The organism is Bacteroides sp. M10 (assembly GCF_014334015.1).
GTDB classification, from domain to species: domain Bacteria; phylum Bacteroidota; class Bacteroidia; order Bacteroidales; family Bacteroidaceae; genus Bacteroides; species Bacteroides intestinigallinarum.
Genome location: NZ_CP060488.1, coordinates 6,404,707 through 6,426,089, shown reverse-complemented (window position 1 = coordinate 6,426,089; position 21,383 = coordinate 6,404,707). Strand labels below are relative to the sequence as shown.

Here is a 21,383-nt window from a genome sequence, read left to right as displayed (position 1 = left end):
TCTTTGTTAAAATTAGATTCTCAACACTCCCTTGTGCAGTCCGAACTCTTTCCATTTGCTGATAGGACGGTTGTCGGTAGCCATACCGCTGTTGTTCTCTTCGAGGTTCATCAAGTAGTCCATATAGGCGGCAATCAAAGCAATATTTTCGGAATGTTCGCTGGTGCGCATGATGCGTTGTTGCAGATATTCGCCGTTCTTGGTGATGAATCCTGTATCATAGTGACCTTCCACGAAATCGGGAGTGTCCATGATGGCACGCAGATAGCTGATGTTGTTTTTCACACCGGTCAACTTATATTCGTGGAGTACGCGGCGCATCCGCTCGATAGCGTATTCGCGGTTGGTAGCCCATACAATCAGTTTACCGATCATCGGGTCGTAGTAGATTGGAATTTCATATCCCTCGTACACATAACTGTCAATACGCACACCGATACTGTTCGGCTCTGTAATCTGTTTGATGATACCCGGACTTGGCATGAAATTCATTTCAGTGTCTTCGGCACAGATACGACATTCGATAGCGTGCCCGCGTTGCCGGATATCCTCTTGTTTCAGTTGAAGCACTTGTCCGTCGGCAACTTTAATCTGCTCTTTTACCAAATCTACCCCAATCACTTCTTCCGTAATCGGATGCTCCACCTGTAAACGGGTGTTCATCTCAAGGAAATAATAGTTGCGGTGTTTGTCAACAAGAAATTCGATAGTACCCGCACCGATGTAGTTCACCGCTTTAGCCGCAGCTACCGCCTTTTCACCCATATCTTTCCGTAGTTCGGGAGTGACGAAAACCGAAGGAGTCTCTTCTACGATTTTCTGGTTACGGCGTTGCACGGAACATTCGCGTTCGCATAGATGAATGACATTTCCATGCTTGTCACCAAGAATCTGGAACTCGATATGATGAGGCTCTTCAACGAACTTCTCCAGATAAACCGTGTCGTCGCCAAAGGAAGACAACGATTCGCTCTTGGCAGTAGTATAAGCTTCTTCCACTTCTTCGGCACTGTGGATGAGGCGCATACCCTTTCCACCACCGCCCATAGAAGCTTTCAGCATCACCGGGTATCCGATCTTATTGCAAAGTTCTATGGCTTCTTCCACACTTTTCAAATTGTCTTGTGTGCCGGGAACAACGGGTACTCCCGCCTCGATCATTTTGATACGGGCAGCAATTTTATCCCCCATGGCTTCCATTGTTTCCGGATTAGGTCCGATAAAGATGATTCCTTCTTCCTGACATCGACGGGCGAAGGTAGCATTCTCGGACAAGAAGCCGTAACCCGGATGGATGGCGTCCGCATGAGCTGCTTTCGCCACTTCGATGATTTTTTCTATATTCAGATAACTCTCTTTGGATGCTGCCGGCCCTACGCAATAAGCTTCGTCTGCATAAAGCACATGCTTCGCGGTCCGATCTGCTTCGGAGAAGATAGCGATACTCGTTATCTCCATCTCCCGGCAGGAGCGCATCACCCTTACGGCAATTTCACCGCGATTGGCTACTAAGATTTTTTTTATCATACTTTTTTCAATTAAGTACATACTTATTAATGTCTTCCCATCTAATGGACATACTCCACCCGACGAAAAACAGTATTTTTTTGATTTGGGGCTTAACAAGTGATGCTCTTTCTCCTAACCCACGAGGAGGGGAGCGTCTTACACAAAATGGCAGGTCTTCTGACTGACTCTTGTCTTATTTGCCTTCCCGATTAACATCAGTGGCGTTAAATTAGTTCAATTATAAGACATTGAACAGAGCTTCACAGCAGCGGGACTGTTCGGGACTTACACCCGATTCCCTATTAATCGTCGTCCGTTGGATACGGATTCTGAACCATTTCGGGGGGCAAAGATAAATAAATATTAAATAAGATGTTCCTTTTTTGCACGAAAGTTTCATTTTTGTGCAATGCTTGTCTTTAAATAAGGATTCTTTAATTAGTGTATAACCTTGCTACTTTTCTAAACTATATTTCTCCTGATATTGTTAGGTTGATAGTAATTAATTAAAAGGAGATATTCGTATGAAAGAAAAGAAAATAGCTCGTGAAGAAAGAAATCAGGAGAAACTGGCTAACGGTGATTGGGTAATGGCAGAGTTTTATGCAACGTGGTGTCCTCATTGCCAACGTATGAAACCGGTTGTTGAAGAATTTAAGAAACTGATGGAAGGAACATTGGAAGTGGTATTGGTAGACATCGATCAGGAACCTGCCCTTACAGATTTCTATACAGTTGAGTCGACTCCTACCTTTATTCTTTTTAGAAAAGGACAACAGCTCTGGAGACAATCCGGCGAATTACCTTTGGAAAGATTGGAAAGAGCAGTGAAAGGATTCAAATCCTGACGATTATTGCATAGTTTGTTACAATGATATGCGTAGCTGATTCTATGCTGGTATGTCTTTGTCTGGCATACTTCTAATATGCATAAAGAAAAGCAGAAAGTATTCTCCGGTGAGGTACTTCCTGCTTTTCTTTATTTTCTTTGTTTTTATTGCTGTCTGTTGAGTCGTAACTCATACAGGCAAGCCTGTACCTCTTCAAGACTGCCGGTATGTTTTCCTTCATCATCAGACAGTTTGATACATTCTCTCCATTCCTGATTGACATTCATCTTACATTGTGTCAGTTTCATCACGATGTTCGAAGGCTCGAATCCGGTATCATTGGTAAGGTTGGTACCGATTCCGAAAGAGCAGCGTATTTTGTTCTGGCAGTATTCCTGAATATCTAATGCCTTTGTAAAGTCGAGGGCATTGCTGAAAACGATGGTTTTGGTCGTCGCATCAATTCCCAACTCTTTATAACGGGCAACCAGCTTGTCGATAAACTCAAACTCATTACCGGAATCGCAACGCACTCCGTCAAATAGTTTAGCCTGTTTGCGGCTAAGGTTACTAAGGAAGATACCGGAAGTATATGTATCGGAAAGTGCGATACCCAAATCCCCGTCATAAACATTCACCCAGTTTTCGAGTGCCATATAGTTGGCATGTTTATATCCGAACTGTGCTCCATGAAACATAAACCATTCATGTGGATGAGTCCCCATCATTTTCATTCCATATTTCATTGCAAAGTTACAGTTGGAAGTTCCGGTGCAATAATGTGCCGTCTCATTCAGCTTCTTGATAACCGTTTCCTGCACATCAATGGAGAATCTTCTCCGTGTGCCGAATTCGGAAAAGCGGAGCTGATGTTGATTCGATAATTCTATTTTCTCCGACAGCTTGCAAAGAATCTCGTTCATGTCTGCTACATTGCCAAAGAAACGGTTTTTGATTTCAGAGACAATCGCGAGCAAAGGCACTTCATACAGCGTCACTTTATAGAGCAAATCAGTCACCTCAATGTGAAGATGACAGGCTTCATCCAGATGAATATCAATCTTATTCGGGTCGAAACGAAAAGAAGATAACCACTCCCAGTAGACCCTCGGAAGGAATCTGCAGTTTTTCGTCATATATTCCAGCTCCTCTTCCGTAAACCTCAACTGACTAAGATTCATAATCTCTGTCTTGAGTGCCTTCAGGAAATCTTCGGTATATTGAGTTTCATTCCGGTCGTTGAAACTAAACGTGCCCATTGCATAGGGAAACAGTTTGATATAAGCATACGATGTGGTAAACTTATAAAGATCGGTATCTAGTAATGTCTTAACAATCATTTCGTTCGCTCTTTATATTTTATAACGTCGTAAAGTTAGTATTTGTTGAATAATATAACGACTTAATCATTAATAATTATGCCTTTTTTTATTCGGGGGAATAAAGTCAGGATCTGAATATATATTCTGTTTGTAATGGCAAATTCCTTATCTCTTATTATACTTACCTCAATAAGTCAAGCCGATTTTCAGCGTAATGGAATGGTGCGACAATTCTTCCTTAAACGTCGTATGGAAATACGGATCTTCCTGTTTCTTTGTCCGTTCCAGTTTCTGGAGTTCATAACCTGCCATCAAATTCAGTTTAATTTTCCGGTTGACTTTGAATTGTGCACCGATGGAAGGAGAGAGGTAAAAGCCTCCGTTTGCTTCTCTGTCTGTGGCAAAAGACCCACCGATATGACATTCCAGATAAGGAGTCAGTCTCCTGGGCTTCGTTATATAAAATTGCGCACTGGCATAAAGCGGAATGAGCAACTTCTCATAAACAGAAAGTCCGCTGCCCGTACCGATGGCAAACCGTTGACTGATGTGGTAATGACTGACGATTTGCCAGTTGAAAGGCGTGTAAGAAGGCTGATTCATAGAAAAACCTGTTCCGATATATGTAGTGTAAGAGAGACGTCTGCTGTCTGTTTGTCCGTCGGCACATACAGTGATGAAAGATAGCAGCGCAAAGATGAATATAAATTTCTTCATAATGATGTAAGGATAGAGTCTGATAATACGATGGTTAGCTACTACTATTGCACATACACGTTTATACTTTTAACGATATGCAATGCAGTTGTGAGTGAAGAAGTATCTTTGCTAAGACCTCCATTACTTCCATCCGGGCTACTGTGTCCGATCAGTTTGGCTGTAAATTCTTTCTTGCCGGAAGTCAAATCCACTTCTGCTGCGTAGACAAGGGCAGGCTGTCCGCTCCCTTCTTTTCCACCGGAGTAATTGGCGTCTCCTTCTTTGGCCGATTTCGGATATGCATCATTGAAATCTGTAGAATGATTGATTTCAATTTTGACTATAAACTTCTTCTGTTTTCCGGTTGGCGACATCTTCACATTAAAACTACCTTTCGGAGTAGCTCCGCTGATACCGTCCGTCAACGGTTCCTTTTTGCTAGGAAGATATAACCCGTCTTCATATTGGATTCCCCGCTGATAACACCAATGCGGCAGCGCTTCCTTTCGGCGGTTACCGCCGGAGGCTTGCCAGGATTGAGTGGCTATTTTGTGTGTCACATACACGGTGGACAGATAATTCCCTTCCATGTCTTCAGTCCAGATTGCAATCTGGGGCGGATTTTTGATGTTGATGCCTAGAAACAAAGGAAAATTATGCAACCACTCTTCCCCTTTTTCAATAGATATTTTAAGATCGTTACTGTCGTATTCTACTAAATCCCGGTTGCATCCACTATTTATCAATAGAGAAAGAAACCATATTCCCATTATTGTCATTTTATTCATTTGATTAGAGTTGTTTTTGTAACCAGAGGTCTACTAATAGATTGATGCCTTCTTCCAATTCCTCCCAGCCGCTTTCCTGCTGAATCTTGAGGCCGTTGTAGACCGGGCAGTTTTCTTCGAGCAATGCCAGATAACTGATGGCTGCGGTGATGATGGAAGCCATAGCGGCAATCTCTTTTTTCGGATGTTTTGAAAGTTTGCTGACTGCCTCTACCAGCCAGATTCCTTTCTCTTCCCGTTTGTTGCGCAACTCTTTCACAAACTTATTGTCCGTTGTCAGTTCCCAGCGATACAGGCGTTTCAATGTATAATTCTCCCGTAACCGCATAATTTGTCTTTTGAATATCTGCTTGATAAATGTGGCTAAATGAGCCTGATCCGGTAACTCTTCATCGAAATTAATCCAATAGTCGTTCTGCTGAATGTAGGCTGCTATCAGTCCATCCAGCGAATTGAAATAACGGTAGATAAGCATTTTTGAAACTTTGGCCTTGGCTGCTACCGCATTGATGCCCAACCCCTCGAAGCCGCTTTCTTCAATGATGTCGTTGACGGCTTTAATCAGGGTCATTTCCGTAGCCTGTCTGTTTTTAGTAATCTCTTTTTCCATACTTTGATACTTTTGTTACTGACTGGTCACAAAGATATGTTTCCTATCGGTAACATCAAGGAAAAAGAGATTATTTTTTGTAATGGTTGCCGGTTAATAACCTATCATCTTTACCGATAATACGTTATCCGGTCATTTTATGATAACGCCACTGTCGGATTATGAACGGTCAGTCCGCCATCCACCACAATCGTTTGTCCGGTGATGTATCTGGCATCGTTCGAAGCCAGAAAAGCGATGGTAGCTGCAACATCCTCCGGTTCTCCCAAATAAGGAGTGGCACATTGACCGAGGAAGATATTACGTACATCCTCATTCAGGTTGTCCAATGCAGCGGGAGTAAGTACCAGTCCCGGAGCTACGGCGTTGCAACGGATGTTTTTCTTTCCCATTTGAGTAGCGATATATTTCGTCAGGTTGATGACACCCGCTTTGCTGGCGCCGTATAAAGTACCGTTGGCATCAGCCGTAAGTCCGCTTATGGAAGCTACGTTGACAATGTTTCCGCCGCCATTGGCAGTCATGATAGGAATGACCTGTTGGGAAAGATACATCGTGCAGCAGAGATTCAGGTGGAATGCTTCGTCAAAGTAGTTGATGTCCAGCTTTTCGATGCTAAGGTCACGTTTGGGATCAGTTCCTCCTACATTATTAATCAGTACGTCTATTCTTTGATATTCATTCATGGAAAAATCAATCAACTCTTTGCAACTCTGGAGTTCGGTGGCGGAGAAATAGACATGACGCACGTCAGCCCCTGCGTGCGTGAGTTCGTTGGCAAGCTGCTCCGCTCTTTTCTCGGAATGGTCAGCGATGACTACTTTGCCTCCTTCGGAGACAATGCGGCGTGTGGTTGCTTCGCCGATACCACCGGCGGCACCGGTGATGACAACTACTTTATTTTCGAATCTGTTCATATAATGGGAATTTGATGGTTACCTTTTATTAGAAACAGCTGGCAGAGGAATTTGTTAGCCCTCATAAACTCTCTTTAATAAGATAAGGTGTTCGATTCGAAAACTTTTGCATCTTTTCCAGTTTTACGCTCTGATTATTTAAGAAAACTGTTAAATGTTAATGCCTGGCCGCTCATTTGTTAATACGGCTCTGATTCTATTAAACCATGTTATAAGATACGCTGCTTTGGCCTCAAAATTTGGAGATAACCGAAAAGTCCGTATCTTTGTACTGTGTTTTTCATAGTATTAGATTTAAGGTTAACAAAAGATTGGCTGTCTGGGATAGATAGCCTTTTTTTATGCCTGTAAGCCAACTGCAGACCGAAGAGATTAAAACAACGAATATTGGTTATCCCGCAGGCTTTTCATCTCCCGTTCCTTTACGATATCATCTTCGGATAAATGGCCGATGAGTAGCGGTGAGTTTTTATCATGTTTCCTCCTATTATATACTGCCGTGTTATAATTGCCTTTGATGGCATAACAATAAATACATCCGTTCAGGCAACTTTCATAAGTTCCGATATCAATGCTTTCAATGCAGTTGCAGATGTTACGCTGGTTTTTATCCTTTTGGGCGAGGATAGGATAACCGATGATCTTTTCTATCAGATCCTTATCAATACACAGGCCACTCGGAATACCTAAATGTCTTAAATCCACTTTTACAGTACAAGTATCCAGCTGTATGTCGGGATAAACGTCGATTGTTTTTTTAAAGGAGACAGCCATTTCTTCTATTTCCTCTTGAGTCAGCGGATGGATGTTGAATAACCGTACAGAGTTCCGGATATGCTGGTAATGATCTATGAATCCCAGCATACATTTGGCAGTGTGGTCTTTGAGTCCGTCGGCAATCCGGGCAAATGCTTCCTGGTGGAAAGAAACATTATATTCCTCGTTCGTCAGTATCGGATCATATCTCCAGATCACCCTTTCCCTGCCGATTTTATCAGCCAGCTTTTTAAAGGTATCCATTCGTTTATCGATGGAGGGCAAATGATTTTCCAGCTTTTCTCCGTAGGGGTTAAGTGTAAATTGGAAGTAATAGTTGTAATCCTGCAATTTCTCCAGTTGGTTGAGCATAGGTGCCGGGTTCTTGGTCCAGAAAACAAAGCAATCTACTACAGCAGGAGATAGAGAGACCTTGCTAATCATTTTCGGATGATATGGATTGGGCACTAATACATATCCTTCTTTAATCCGGTTGAAAAACCACTGGGAATAGAATGCCGGAATATCTGTCTGGCGGCTGGCACTGATTATCATAGTTCAAAGTTACAAAAAAAAGACGATGTTGTTTCAATGATTCCCCCTTTTTTGTATTCTTACTTACCCAAGAAGTAACTTGTGTGAATGAATATGTTAAATGTTAACGTGTGAAGTCTGAAATGTTAATACGCTTTCCAGAGTATTAAACCCTGTTATAATATGGACTGTTTAGGCTCTAAAATTTGCTATTTACCTGAAATATGGTACCTTTGTACAGTGTTTTTTTCATAAGTATTAGATTTAAGGTTAACAAAAGATTGGTTGCTCGTGATGAGTAGCCATTTTTTGTTTTTATACACTATGATTGTTTATTCCTTAATCATAGTCAACAGCATCTTAAATCTCTCCACTGCTGTAAGGGCATGCGGCGCATTCGCCGGAAATACGATACTTTCTCCTGCTTTTACGGTGAACAGAGTTCCGTTTACGGTAATATTCGCTACCCCTTCCAATACCTGCACGAGCGCATCAAACGGGGCACGATGTTCGCTTAACCCTTCTCCTTTGTCGAAAGAAAATAAAGTGATATTTCCTGCCGGACTTTTGATTAACTGTTTGCTGATAACGCCTCCTTCAGTATATTCAATGAGAGAAGCCAAATGGAGCACAACTCCTTTTTGAAATGATTGTTCCATATTTGTTTTATTTTTAAGTTAATATCATATAGAGAACACTTTTCGAATATGCATTGTTTGTCTATAACAAAAAACGATTTTTATTGTTATAGTACGAAAGACTCAATAAACTAACCATTATTATGAAGAAGAATATCTTATTGTTTGGAGCACTGATAGGTGCTTTCTTAATGGTTTCCTGTTCGGGAGGAAACAAGAAACAGGCTGCGTCCTCCGTCACTCCGGAGGAATTGGATAATGCCAGTAAAGTGATAAACTATTATCATACATCGCTCATCGTGTTGAGGCATGTAGCTAATGCAAAAGACGTAAATGCGGTCTTGGGATATATGGAACAGACAGGAAAAGTTCCTGAAGTATCTCCGATAGCACCGCCTGAAGTATCTGCCAGAGACACTGCGGAATTGATGGATCCGGGAGATTACTTTAATATACAAGTCCGTCAGAATCTGAAGCAGAGTTATAGAGGACTTTTCAGTGCACGGGCGCAATTCTATGATAATTTTAATAAGTTTCTCTCTTACAAGCAGGCCAAAGAGACAGCCAAGGCTGGCAAGCTCTTGGATGAAAACTATCGGCTAAGTGTAGAAATGTCCGAATATAAACAAGTGATTTTTGATATTCTAAGCCCTCTCACGGAACAGGCTGAAAAAGAACTTCTTGCCGACGAACCGTTGAAAGATCAAATCATGGCTATGCGTAAGATGTCCGGCACTGTGCAAAGCATAATGAATCTTTATTCCCGCAAACATGTACTGGAGGGTGCTCGCATTGATGTGAAGATGGCAGAATTGAAGAAAGAACTCGAAGCTGCAAAGAAACTTCCTGCTGTCACAGGCTATGATGAAGAGCAAAAGAATTATTATAGCTTCCTGTCTTCTGTGGAATCGTTTATGAAAGATATGCAGAAAGCAAGAGATAAAGGCGCATATTCCGATGCAGATTACAATGCGATGTCGGAAGCCTACGAATATGGACTTTCCGTTATCTAAAGAATTCTTCCTCTGTTTGAATGAGTTGCAATCATGCTTCTTCAAGCAGAGGATGCTTTTTTAATTAAGTAAAGAAGTCCTTTTTTTACTATCCCCTTTTAAACAGGAGTTTTACTTTTGCATTTGGATTAAGAAATAATATCTTTGTTATATGCAATCATTTCAATTGATAAAACCCTGTTTTGCCCTGGCTCCCTATATACGGCATTACTGGATATTGCAAGACGACTCAATAGCTCCTGTCTCCGAACGGACTCTGCCTATTGGCTGTATGCAACTGGTATTCCATAAAGGGAAACAACTTCTTTTGTTGGGCGAGTCGGAGCTGCAACCCCAATCCTTTATTTCCGGACAATCGGTCGGTTTCTCGGATGTGATGTCTACAGGCAGGATAGAGATGATTACTGTTGTTTTTCAGCCTTATGCGGTAAAAGCATTGTTTCACATACCCAGTCATCTGTTCCGCGGGCAGACTGTAGATACCGATGCGATGGAAGATGTAGAACTGTCGGATTTAGTGAAACAGGTCACGGATACTTCTGATAATGCAGTTTGTATTCGGTTGATAGAGCGGTTTTTTCTTCGTCGTTTATACACTCTTCCCGAGTATAATCTCAAGCGGATGTCTGCTGTCTTTCATGAAATAAACCTCCGGCCGCAAATCAATATTTCTCATTTGTCGGAAACAGCCTGTTTGAGCAGTAAGCAGTTTGGGCGTATCTTCGCCGATTATGTCGGCACTACTCCCAAGGAATTTATTCGTATTATCCGTATGCAGCGCGCGTTATCCATGCTGCAACAGGATGCTACGATTCCTTTTGTACAAGTGGCTTATGAATGTGGCTTTTCCGATCAGTCTCACATGATAAAGGAATTCAAACTCTTTTCCGGTTATACCCCTGCGGAGTATCTTTCTGTATGCGCCCCTTATTCCGATTATTTCTCTGAACTCTAAAGATGTCTCTTTTTTCCTATCGGGCTTCCTCGTGTTACCCTACTTTTGCAATGTCTTTGCAAAGGCTTAGTAGTAACCATAAAAAAGAAACGAGATGAAAAAATTAATTGCATTTTTTGAGATTCCTGCTACCGATTTCCGTCGGGCTGTCGATTTTTATGAAACTGTGTTGGGTGTGCAACTTCCGACTTTTGAATGTGAAACAGAGAAAATGGCTTGTTTCACGGAAGAAGGTGAAACTGTCGGTGCTATTTCTTATGCTTCAAATTTCGACTTTCTTCCTTCAACGCATGGCGTACTTATCCATTTCAACTGTGAGGATATTGAACAAACATTGGAAAAAGTGCTTCTGAAAGGAGGGAAAGTTGTCATTCCCAAAACAAAGATTGAGGCAGACGATAAAGGATGGTTTGCCGTATTCACGGATAGTGAAGGAAACAGGATTGGCGTCTATGCTGAAAAATAACAGGTAGGGAAGAGGGAACAGCCTGTCTGAAAGTGACTGCTGTTCCTTCGTCTCCTTATCCGGATTATTCTACTGGAATATAGATCTCCGTCAACAACTCTTCGGGGGGAGTGTCACATGGATTGTTTAGATAGCGTTCAGCACTGGCTTCATCACGTATCGTACATTCCATTTCGGGCAGATACTTTCCGTAAATCGTATCGTATACAGCTTGCAGATTGTCATACGGCCCTTTATAAAGGAAAATAGCATAACGTCCGGCTGGGATAACCTTGAATCCTACATCACTTTTGGGGGCAACCTTTACAGGCATTACCATGCATACGTCTGTACGCAGTTTCTCGGCTGGCGTCACTTTCGGATCATCGTGGTAGATGCAAAGCGGGCTGAAATCTCCCATCGGCAGTTTTTGTTCTTTGATGAATTGGAATAAACGGCTCCAAGTGCCACCATAATCATTCAGTTTGTAGTCGCCTGTAAGGCGGATATAAATCACATTCCGTTCCGAGACATTTCTGATCTCTTTTTTTAGTTCCAGGTCTGGCCTGATAATCGCTGGTTTCATAATTACAAAGTTTTTATTGTTTCTATATTCTAAAGGTGAAATGCCATAAAATTGCTTGAACACTTTCGATAATGAAGAAGGGGATGCGTAACCAATCCGGTAGGCGATGTCAGCAATCGGAATATCCGAGTAGCGGAGTAGGCGTGCGGCAGCTTCTGTCCGCGTCCGGACAATAAACGTACCAATCGGTTCACCGAGAAAAGCTTTCATGATTCGGTGAAAGTAAAAAGGAGAAAAGTTTGAAATTCTGGCCAGAGATTTTAAATCAATATCTTCTCCTAAATGTTGGATGATGTATTCCACTACAACATTTACGCACTTTTGATATTCCTCTTTCGTTGTTTTTTTCTGTTGCATAACTAATTTTGGTATTTCACTTCGCAAAGGTATTGGTAAAAAAGCGAAATGACTTGTCCGATATTGCGGAAATGTCAACTTTCTATTTTCTTTCTATGGTTGCCCTATACCTGTTTTGAGAATTTATTTTGATATATAATGTACCTTACAGTGGTGTTATGGTGTGAACCATGACCAAATTTTTAACCGTTAATTGCGAAATTGATTTTCTTGTTTTAAATAATGTCAAAAACTAAAATAAAAAAGCCGGTTTTGTTATAAACTATTATTAAAATGATTATATTGTAACCGAATTATTAATAAAAATAGCCATGGATAAAACAATTGTAGGGAACAATGCCGGAAAGGTCTGGTATGCCCTGAAAGAAATTGGTGAAATTTCAATACCTGAATTGGCGAGAAGATTAAACCTAAGCGTAGAAAGTACAGCATTGGCCGCCGGTTGGTTGGCACGAGAGAACAAAATTTGTATCCAACGGAAAAATGGATTAATTGCTTTATCTGATGAAAGCGCTTTTCCCTTCAGCTTTGGATAATAGCAGGTTTTGTGAGTGAATATCTTTGAAGTTCCGTTAACTTATAAGTAAGAATATGTCCGTATAAGGTATCACAAGTTAAGTTTGAACTTAAGAAGTTTTATATTTAAAAGAGTTGCTCAATAATAGGGCAACTCTTTTAACGTATAATAAACGTATAAAAATGTCGAATCGTGTCCGGATGTAGATAAAATTTATATACTTGTATTTCACAATAATAATTGCCAGTTTTTTCTCTGGCAATTCTATTCCGGAGAATATCTTTAGAATCCTACCCGTTTTCTTCCCTGGGAGAAATCCATTCCTTCGTAATTATAGATTTCAGCCAGTGTCATGGGGTGTGTCTGTTCGGGAATATCCAGGCTTTCTTCCTTGATTAGTTGATTAACCTTATCAGTAGTCAGGTCTTTAAACTCGTACCGGGCAGCCAGACGTCCTTTTCTAAGCAATGCTTCGTCGATATCTTTTAATGGAGCATTAAAGGTGCAGATAAATTTGATACACAATTCATCGCTCAATAGCCCGTCGCTAATATTCAGTATGTTGACTAAGCCGGCATTCATACGGTTGCCTCCGTTGCGGCTTGATAATAGTTCTTCGCAATCCTCTACGATGAAGATAGAATTCTTTTGTTGGCGGATGAAAGTGATAAAACTCGGATCCGAAAGTTTATCTACCAGGTCTCCACTCATATAGATCATTCTCTTTTTTCCAAGATTGATAAGGTGGCGGATATAAGTCGTTTTTCCTGTACCCTGTTTTCCATGCAAAATGATTAATCCGCTTTTGTTGTCCTCCAGCAGGAAGTTTTCGATCTCGGCAGCTACGGGAACAAAATCATCGTTATAGTGACGATCAATCTGAATAGCAGGTTCATTAACTTGCGATTGTTTTAGGCTGAAGTAGTTATGAGAGTATGTTACTATAAATAGATTGTTAAGTTTCTCATTTTCCTTCTTGTGGTTTTCGCAAATCTGATTGATCTGATTGATTTCCTCCTTGTCGATATTGGAATAGACAATCTTTACGCAATTATCAAAATAGCCGATCATCAAATTCTTTTTGCAGATGACGATACAGTCGTATAACTCTTTTGTAGATGTATTATCTTCTTCTTCCTCCTCTTCTTCTTTTTCATTTTCAAAATGATTGCAGTACACATGCTCGAATATATCGAACGCGTCATCTTGCTGATAAAGTTCCTTGATTTCTTTCAGAAAATCCTGGTTTACTTTATATTTTACCATTTTCATGGAAGGGAATCGTTTGAATATCTGATAGAATAGACTACAAATGCTACTGTCGCTGAACCATCCTGTGGAGTAATCAAAAATATCTGTGAAATCTGCGAGTGTGTATTCTTTACTCATTTTTTCTTTTTATATAAATAGAATGGCAAAGGTACGAAATAAATCTATGATATGAACTGAACCGATTTATCATTTTCTCGAAAAACATAGGTGTGGATAGTTTCCTGTATTTATATCAAAGCTCCTGCAAATGATTTTTCATTTTCATTTCTCATGTTCTCATAATATATGTGATAACCATCTTCAAATCAGTAATATAACACTATGAGAAATAAAAGAATAAAGGGTATTTCTCATAGTATTACCAGCATTTTGTCCACAAAACAAAGTATTTCTCATAGCTTTTTAAGGCATTTCTCATAATCTTTCGTAGGGTAAAGAGGCTAATTAATTGTAATAGATTCAATGCTACATATTCAGTTATGCATTAATAATATATTATAAAGCGTTTATGAAAGTGTATGGAGTAGATATTCTCATGTTTTCCTACCGGTATCTGAATCGTTCCACTAGAGTGGAAAGGTCTGTTCACTAGAGTGGATAGAACCGTTCACTCCAGTGCAACGATCTGTTCACTAGAGTGCAACGATACGAATAGTGGTAGGAAGAAATAACAATGATTAGGGAAAAACATAAAGGTATAAGGTGAATAACATACAGGAAAGCAGTAAATAGCAAGAAGTTGCTTAATAAAACCGAAGAAGGAAAGGGGTAATCGTAAATCCGGCAAAAGTCCGGAAAAACTACAATTATACTGTATGAGAAATGAGTAAAATGTATAGACGGAGTATGAGAATAAGATGAGAAATGGCTTAAAACCTATGAGAAATGCTCTATTTTACGGACTAAATCACGGAACAGCTATGAGAAATGCCTTTTTGTGTTTTATTTCTCATAGTATTATCTGTTTGATTTACAGCTGATTATTATGTATATTATGAGAACATGAGAAATGAAAAAGAAAAATCCTTTTCAGTAAAGTGAAGATTCTACGTATCATTCTCATACAAGTATCATATTAATGAATCAAACTAAGGAATGGAATCCACTATAAAACCACTATCCTTATATCTATCTTTCTTTCCTCTTATTTTTATGAACTGATTCTTTAATTGCTCCCTAATGCAAACTGATTCCCGGCACACCTACGCGCCCGCGTGTGATATAATAATGTGTATCCCTCTCGTCGTTTCCGCACACAATTTCCCCATACTTAAAAAATATGTTCTACAACATCGTTATGCATCAGCACTTTAGCAAATGTATTCAAAAATAATTAGAAAAAATAGTTTGATATATTTGGAGTGTATACCAAAAGGGCGTACTTTTGCACCCGCTTTCCAAGAGAAGAAAGCCTTGAAAAATTGACTTAGTGAAAAGCGGAATCCCACTTAAAGAAAAGAACAAAAAACTTCCGAAAAAGTTTGGATTATAATAAATAAAGTTCTTATCTTTGCAGTCCGATTCGCAAAGAAAATTGGCAAGAGTTATTCTTTCATACATTCTTTCCCTTTCGCATAGAGAGCCAGAGAAATTGAGTAAAAAGAAAAACTAAAAAAAACTTCCGAAAAAGTTTGGTGGTTAAAAATAAAGCCCTTACCTTTGCACCCGCTTTTAAAACGAAAGCAACAAGTTCTTTGAAATATTGATAAACAATACAAGTAGTACAAGTAAAAAAATAGAACCGTCAATACTTGTCTTATTCAGTAGCGATACAGTTAAGACTAATAGGTATTTGAATAAGGTCAATAAATTTACGGCGTCCTGAACAGAGCAAAAAAGTCATCTTAACCGATGATAAAAAATACTTTTACAATGAAGAGTTTGATCCTGGCTCAGGATGAACGCTAGCTACAGGCTTAACACATGCAAGTCGAGGGGCAGCATTCTTCTAGCAATAGAAGAGATGGCGACCGGCGCACGGGTGAGTAACACGTATCCAACCTACCGATAACTCTGGAATAGCCTTTCGAAAGAAAGATTAATACCGGATAGTATACGAATATCGCATGATATTTTTATTAAAGAATTTCGGTTATCGATGGGGATGCGTTCCATTAGTTTGTTGGCGGGGTAACGGCCCACCAAGACTACGATGGATAGGGGTTCTGAGAGGAAGGTCCCCCACATTGGAACTGAGACACGGTCCAAACTCCTACGGGAGGCAGCAGTGAGGAATATTGGTCAATGGGCGCAGGCCTGAACCAGCCAAGTAGCGTGAAGGATGAAGGCTCTATGGGTCGTAAACTTCTTTTATATGGGAATAAAGTTTTCCACGTGTGGAATTTTGTATGTACCATATGAATAAGGATCGGCTAACTCCGTGCCAGCAGCCGCGGTAATACGGAGGATCCGAGCGTTATCCGGATTTATTGGGTTTAAAGGGAGCGTAGGTGGATTGTTAAGTCAGTTGTGAAAGTTTGCGGCTCAACCGTAAAATTGCAGTTGAAACTGGCAGTCTTGAGTACAGTAGAGGTGGGCGGAATTCGTGGTGTAGCGGTGAAATGCTTAGATATCACGAAGAACTCCGATTGCGAAGGCAGCTCACTAGACTGTTACTGACACTGATGCTCGAAAGTGTGGGTATCAAACAGGATTAGATACCCTGGTAGTCCACACAGTAAACGATGAATACTCGCTGTTTGCGATATACAGTAAGCGGCCAAGCGAAAGCATTAAGTATTCCACCTGGGGAGTACGCCGGCAACGGTGAAACTCAAAGGAATTGACGGGGGCCCGCACAAGCGGAGGAACATGTGGTTTAATTCGATGATACGCGAGGAACCTTACCCGGGCTTAAATTGCAAATGAATATGTAGGAAACTATATAGCCGCAAGGCATTTGTGAAGGTGCTGCATGGTTGTCGTCAGCTCGTGCCGTGAGGTGTCGGCTTAAGTGCCATAACGAGCGCAACCCTTATCTTTAGTTACTAACAGGTCATGCTGAGGACTCTAGAGAGACTGCCGTCGTAAGATGTGAGGAAGGTGGGGATGACGTCAAATCAGCACGGCCCTTACGTCCGGGGCTACACACGTGTTACAATGGGGGGTACAGAAGGCAGCTACACGGCGACGTGATGCTAATCCCAAAAACCTCTCTCAGTTCGGATCGAAGTCTGCAACCCGACTTCGTGAAGCTGGATTCGCTAGTAATCGCGCATCAGCCATGGCGCGGTGAATACGTTCCCGGGCCTTGTACACACCGCCCGTCAAGCCATGAAAGCCGGGGGTACCTGAAGTACGTAACCGCAAGGAGCGTCCTAGGGTAAAACTGGTAATTGGGGCTAAGTCGTAACAAGGTAGCCGTACCGGAAGGTGCGGCTGGAACACCTCCTTTCTGGAGCGATGTCGTAACTGTCACCTAAACGTGACAGCCACTTATAGACTTTAAAGGTTCTGTTTTTTGTACTACTGGTACTTGTTTATTTATAATATATAGATCAACCATCTATAGAAGTATAGATAGAGATAAACAAGAGAAAAAAGAAGCCGAGTCTAACATACAGGTAGACAAGGTTGAACTAGTCCTATAGCTCAGTTGGTTAGAGCGCTACACTGATAATGTAGAGGTCGGCAGTTCAACTCTGCCTGGGACTACCAAGCTCAAGAACGAAGGAATGACGCGTAAGCGGAATGCAGCAATTCTTGATAACCTCTTGGGGGATTAGCTCAGCTGGCTAGAGCATCTGCCTTGCACGCAGAGGGTCAACGGTTCGAATCCGTTATTCTCCACCATCTCTGAAAAGAGAAACGATCTTTGACATGATGTACAAAAAGTAAAATTTTAGTAAGAGCTAAAAGTATATATCAAACCGTACGTGATTGATATTGTCATTGAGTATTATTTTTTAATTCTCAATTCTCAATTTTCAATTTAAGAAGTTTGAAAGAAAGTAAGCAAGGGCGCATGGCGGATGCCTTGGCTCTCGGAGGCGATGAAGGACGTGATAAGCTGCGATAAGCTTCGGGAAGGTGCAAATAACCTTTGATCCGAAGATTTCCGAATGGGACAACCCGTCATTCTGAAGGAATGACATCTTGCATAGCAAGAGGCTAACACAGGGAACTGAAACATCTTAGTACCTGTAGGAAAAGAAAATAATAATGATTCCCCTAGTAGTGGCGAGCGAACGGGGATTAGCCCAAACCAATGTTGTTACGGCAATATTGGGGTTGTAGGACCACGACATCGCAAGAAGTTTAGTGAGAAGAACCCTTTGGAAAATGGGACCATAGACGGTGATAGTCCGGTATTCGAAGCTAAACGAAGCGTAGTGGTATCCTGAGTAGCGCGGGACACGAGGAATCTTGCGTGAATCTGCCGGGACCATCCGGTAAGGCTAAATACTCCCGAGAGACCGATAGCGAACCAGTACTGTGAAGGAAAGGTGAAAAGCACTTCGAATAGAAGAGTGAAATAGTCCCTGAAACCGTGCGCCTACAAGCGGTCGGAGCTTTGTAAGAAGTGACGGCGTGCCTTTTGCATAATGAACCTACGAGTTACTTTTTCCGGCAAGGTTAAGTGTCTTAAGACATGAAGCCGAAGCGAAAGCGAGTCTGAACAGGGCGATTAGTCGGAAGGAGTAGACGCGAAACCAAGTGATCTACCCTTGGTCAGGTTGAAGGTTAGGTAACACTAACTGGAGGACCGAACCGATAAGCGTTGAAAAGCTTCCGGATGAACTGAGGGTGGGGGTGAAAGGCTAATCAAACTTGGAGATAGCTCGTACTCCCCGAAATGCATTTAGGTGCAGCCTTGGGAATTACTACTGTGAGGTAGAGCGACTGATAAGATGCGAGGGCTTCACCGCCTATCAAGTCTTGATAAACTCCGAATGCGCAGTAGTTCGATCCCAGGAGTGAGGGCATGGGTGCTAAGGTCCATGTCCTAAAGGAGAAGAATCCAGACCATCAGCTAAGGTCCCCAAATAATTGCTAAGTTGAACTAACGAAGTCAGATTGCTAAGACAGCTAGGATGTTGGCTTGGAAGCAGCCATTCATTTAAAGAGTGCGTAACAGCTCACTAGTCGAGGAGTTTGGCGTGGATAATAATCGGGCATCAAGCAATTTACCGAAGCTATGGGATCCGTAAGGATCGGTAGGGGAGCATTCCACTCTGCGTCGAAGGTGAAGCGTGAGCTTTGCTGGAGCGTGTGGAAAAGCAAATGTAGGTATAAGTAACGATAAAGGGGGTGAGAAACCCCCTCGCCGAAAGACTAAGGTTTCCTGATCAACGCTAATCGGATCAGGGTTAGTCGGGTCCTAAGGCTCAGCCGAACGGTGAGGCCGATGGCAGAACAGGTTAATATTCCTGTACTACCTTAAAGAGTGACGTGGAGACGGAGGAGTGACAGCGCCGCGGACTGACGGAATAGTCCGTTGAAGGGTGTAGATGTTGATTATCCCAGGCAAATCCAGGATAAGAGTCGAACCTGATAGTATACCGCGTTCTTCGGAACAAGGTAATAGTGCGTGTAAACATACTCCCAAGAAAATCCGCTAAACTTAATCTTTAAGGTACCCGTACCGTAAACGGACACACGTAGTCGGGTTGAATATACTAAGGCGCTTGAGTGATTCACGGTTAAGGAACTAGGCAAATTGACCCTGTAACTTCGGGATAAAGGGTCCCAACGAGAGTTGGGCGCAGAGAATAGGTCCAGGCAACTGTTTAACAAAAACACAGGGCTGTGCCAAATTGAAAGATTACGTATACAGCCTGACACCTGCCCGGTGCTGGAAGGTTAAGAGGAGATGTCATCGCAAGAGAAGCATTGAATTGAAGCCCCAGTAAACGGCGGCCGTAACTATAACGGTCCTAAGGTAGCGAAATTCCTTGTCGGGTAAGTTCCGACCTGCACGAATGGTGTAATGATCTGGACACTGTCTCAACCGTGAGCTCAGTGAAATTGTAGTATCGGTGAAGATGCCGATTACCCGCGATGGGACGAAAAGACCCCGTGAACCTTTACTATAGCTTAACATTGAATTTGGGTAATTGATGTGTAGGATAGGCCGGAGACTTTGAAGCAGGTACGCCAGTATTTGTGGAGTCGCTGTTGAAATACGGCCCTTTGATTATTTGAGTTCTAACTCGTAGAAACGAGGACACTGTTTGGTGGGTAGTTTGACTGGGGTGGTCGCCTCCAAAAGTGTAACGGAGGCTTCTAAAGGTGCCCTCAGGACGATTGGTAACCGTCCGTAGAGTGTAATGGCATAAGGGCGCTTGACTGGGAGACAGACAAGTCGATCAGGTAGGAAACTAGAGCATAGTGATCCGGTGTTTCCGTATGGAAGGGACATCGCTCAAAGGATAAAAGGTACTCCGGGGATAACAGGCTGATCCCTCCCAAGAGCTCATATCGACGGAGGGGTTTGGCACCTCGATGTCGGCTCGTCACATCCTGGGGCTGGAGAAGGTCCCAAGGGTTGGGCTGTTCGCCCATTAAAGTGGCACGCGAGCTGGGTTCAGAACGTCGTGAGACAGTTCGGTCTCTATCTATCGTGGGCGTATGAAATTTGCGTGGCTCTGACACTAGTACGAGAGGACCGTGTTGGACTGACCGCTGGTTTACCAGTTGTGCCGCCAGGTGCATTGCTGGGTATCTAAGTCGGGATTGGATAAGTGCTGAAAGCATCTAAGTACGAAGCCAGCCACAAGATTAGATTTCTTAGGGTCGTCAAAGACGATGACGTTGATAGGATGCAGGTGTAAAGGTGGTAACATCAAAGCCGAGCATTACTAATTGCCCGTTCACTTTCTTTCGAACATGTACCGGTTGGGTATATACGTTTAGCTTTCTAGACACTAGGATTTTACTTTTCATCATGTCATAACCTTATTCAGGTGGTTATAGCACGAGGGTTCCACCTCTTCCCATTCCGAACAGAGAAGTTAAGCCTCGTCACGCCGATGGTACTGCGTAACAGTGGGAGAGTAGGTAGCCGCCGTTTTTAAGAAGCCCCTTGATTCAAAATGAATCAAGGGGCTTTCTGTCATTTGGTACTTTGCGAAAAAAGTGCTATATTTGCGACCGACAATTATTTTATTAAACGTTTAAAGCAAATTTAAAAGGTATGAAAACTAAATTATTTTTGGCTGCTGTAGCAGTAACATTTTCTTTTGCAATGATGTCTTGTACTGGTAACAAAACTACTAACGCTGCTTCTGAAGGTGAAGAGACAACTGTAGAAACAGTGGAAGCTGTTGTTGAAACTGATTCTTGCTGCCAGGCTAAGGACTCTTGTGCTACTGCTTGCGACAAAAAAGCTGATTGCGCAGAAAAGAAAGAATGTTGCGATAAGAAGTAATCTATTGATTTAGAACAATAAAGAAGGAGAGGGAGAGAATGGTTCAAACATTCTACTCCCTCTTTCTGTTTTAATAAACATATCGCTTTATTCGTGATACATTTTTGCTAATAATCGGCTTTAACTTATGAAATGATATTTTTTTCGATAAAAAAGTAACGTATTATTTGGTGGTAAAGAAATAATCCATACCTTTGCACCGTCAAACTAATAAAAGAGACAAGAAATGAATCAGATGTTTATACATATTCTACTATGCGGTATTA

The 21,383-nt window shown here is 41.7% G+C and carries 16 protein-coding genes, 2 tRNA genes, 3 rRNA genes and 1 riboswitch; of the genes, 11 read left to right on the top strand and 10 right to left on the bottom strand.

The genetic code is table 11. The annotated features are described in order from the left end of the window. Nucleotides 1-12: 12 nt before the first annotated feature. Entirely contained in the window at nt 13-1,527 is a 1,515-nt protein-coding gene (accC, locus tag H8796_RS23945) for an acetyl-CoA carboxylase biotin carboxylase subunit (RefSeq protein WP_004321665.1), read from the bottom strand. Nucleotides 1,528-1,658: 131 nt separating this feature from the next. Next, nucleotides 1,659-1,863, bottom strand: a riboswitch (cobalamin riboswitch). A gap of 170 nt (nt 1,864-2,033) precedes the next feature. Here accC and H8796_RS23940 point away from each other — a divergent pair. Then, nucleotides 2,034-2,357 carry a co-chaperone YbbN gene (locus H8796_RS23940; protein ID WP_004296832.1) on the top strand — a complete coding sequence of 108 codons (324 nt, stop codon included), beginning with the start codon at nt 2,034-2,036 and terminating at the stop codon, nt 2,355-2,357. A 146-nt stretch (nt 2,358-2,503) separates the two neighbouring features. On the opposite strand, the gene pncB is transcribed toward H8796_RS23940, so the two are convergent. The 7 genes from pncB to H8796_RS23905 form a co-directional block, all read right to left on the bottom strand. Further along, a complete protein-coding gene (gene pncB / locus H8796_RS23935) occupies nt 2,504-3,679 on the bottom strand; it encodes a nicotinate phosphoribosyltransferase (protein WP_117935261.1) in 1,176 nt (391 codons plus the stop codon). 168 nt (nt 3,680-3,847) lie between these two features. After that, the gene (locus H8796_RS23930; RefSeq protein ID WP_117935259.1) at nt 3,848-4,378 is read right to left on the bottom strand and encodes a hypothetical protein; all 531 of its coding nucleotides are present in this window, start codon (nt 4,376-4,378) and stop codon (nt 3,848-3,850) included. 44 nt (nt 4,379-4,422) lie between these two features. Continuing rightward, on the bottom strand, nt 4,423-5,148 hold the full coding sequence (locus tag H8796_RS23925; RefSeq protein ID WP_117935257.1) for a hypothetical protein: 726 nt from the start codon (nt 5,146-5,148) through the stop codon (nt 4,423-4,425). A 4-nt stretch (nt 5,149-5,152) separates the two neighbouring features. Beyond that, nucleotides 5,153-5,758 (bottom strand): TetR/AcrR family transcriptional regulator, encoded by a 606-nt coding sequence (locus H8796_RS23920; protein ID WP_117935255.1) that lies wholly within the window; start codon nt 5,756-5,758, stop codon nt 5,153-5,155. A gap of 137 nt (nt 5,759-5,895) precedes the next feature. Continuing rightward, nucleotides 5,896-6,675 (bottom strand): SDR family NAD(P)-dependent oxidoreductase, encoded by a 780-nt coding sequence (locus H8796_RS23915; protein ID WP_004296838.1) that lies wholly within the window; start codon nt 6,673-6,675, stop codon nt 5,896-5,898. A 372-nt stretch (nt 6,676-7,047) separates the two neighbouring features. Next, nucleotides 7,048-7,986: a DUF1848 domain-containing protein gene (locus H8796_RS23910; protein ID WP_117935253.1), complete on the bottom strand. Its 939-nt coding sequence runs from the start codon at nt 7,984-7,986 to the stop codon at nt 7,048-7,050. 311 nt (nt 7,987-8,297) lie between these two features. Beyond that, complete coding sequence (locus H8796_RS23905) at nt 8,298-8,624, bottom strand: cupin domain-containing protein (protein ID WP_008998716.1); 327 nt, start codon at nt 8,622-8,624, stop codon at nt 8,298-8,300. Nucleotides 8,625-8,746: 122 nt separating this feature from the next. Here H8796_RS23905 and H8796_RS23900 point away from each other — a divergent pair, with 122 nt between their 5' ends. The 3 genes from H8796_RS23900 (at nt 8,747) to H8796_RS23890 (ending at nt 11,037) form a co-directional block, all read left to right on the top strand. After that, complete coding sequence (locus H8796_RS23900; RefSeq protein ID WP_117935251.1) at nt 8,747-9,616, top strand: hypothetical protein; 870 nt, start codon at nt 8,747-8,749, stop codon at nt 9,614-9,616. 151 nt (nt 9,617-9,767) lie between these two features. After that, a complete protein-coding gene (locus H8796_RS23895; RefSeq protein ID WP_074559089.1) occupies nt 9,768-10,571 on the top strand; it encodes a helix-turn-helix domain-containing protein in 804 nt (267 codons plus the stop codon). Nucleotides 10,572-10,665: 94 nt separating this feature from the next. Beyond that, nucleotides 10,666-11,037: a VOC family protein gene (locus H8796_RS23890; protein WP_004296844.1), complete on the top strand. Its 372-nt coding sequence runs from the start codon at nt 10,666-10,668 to the stop codon at nt 11,035-11,037. A 64-nt stretch (nt 11,038-11,101) separates the two neighbouring features. On the opposite strand, the gene H8796_RS23885 is transcribed toward H8796_RS23890, so the two are convergent. Further along, complete coding sequence (locus H8796_RS23885; RefSeq protein WP_117935249.1) at nt 11,102-11,959, bottom strand: GyrI-like domain-containing protein; 858 nt, start codon at nt 11,957-11,959, stop codon at nt 11,102-11,104. Between the two features lie 311 nt (nt 11,960-12,270). On the opposite strand from H8796_RS23885, the gene H8796_RS23880 reads away from it, so the two are divergent. Then, nucleotides 12,271-12,495 carry a winged helix-turn-helix domain-containing protein gene (locus H8796_RS23880; RefSeq protein WP_004296847.1) on the top strand — a complete coding sequence of 75 codons (225 nt, stop codon included), beginning with the start codon at nt 12,271-12,273 and terminating at the stop codon, nt 12,493-12,495. A 263-nt stretch (nt 12,496-12,758) separates the two neighbouring features. On the opposite strand, the gene H8796_RS23875 is transcribed toward H8796_RS23880, so the two are convergent. Continuing rightward, nucleotides 12,759-13,865 (bottom strand): AAA family ATPase, encoded by a 1,107-nt coding sequence (locus H8796_RS23875; protein ID WP_004306902.1) that lies wholly within the window; start codon nt 13,863-13,865, stop codon nt 12,759-12,761. A 1,752-nt stretch (nt 13,866-15,617) separates the two neighbouring features. On the opposite strand from H8796_RS23875, the gene H8796_RS23870 reads away from it, so the two are divergent. From H8796_RS23870 to H8796_RS23845, 6 genes are all read left to right on the top strand, one after another. Next, a 16S ribosomal RNA gene (locus H8796_RS23870) occupies nt 15,618-17,142 on the top strand. 186 nt (nt 17,143-17,328) lie between these two features. Then, a tRNA-Ile gene (locus H8796_RS23865) sits at nt 17,329-17,405 on the top strand. 58 nt (nt 17,406-17,463) lie between these two features. Then, nucleotides 17,464-17,540, top strand: a tRNA-Ala gene (locus H8796_RS23860). Nucleotides 17,541-17,692: 152 nt separating this feature from the next. Beyond that, nucleotides 17,693-20,572 (top strand): 23S ribosomal RNA (locus H8796_RS23855). A 77-nt stretch (nt 20,573-20,649) separates the two neighbouring features. Beyond that, a 5S ribosomal RNA gene (gene rrf, locus H8796_RS23850) occupies nt 20,650-20,760 on the top strand. Together the 16S, 23S and 5S rRNA genes with 2 tRNA genes alongside form the textbook arrangement of a ribosomal RNA operon. Nucleotides 20,761-20,883: 123 nt before the next feature. Further along, on the top strand, nt 20,884-21,117 hold the full coding sequence (locus tag H8796_RS23845) for a hypothetical protein (protein WP_004307193.1): 234 nt from the start codon (nt 20,884-20,886) through the stop codon (nt 21,115-21,117). The last annotated feature ends 266 nt before the right edge of the window (nt 21,118-21,383 follow it).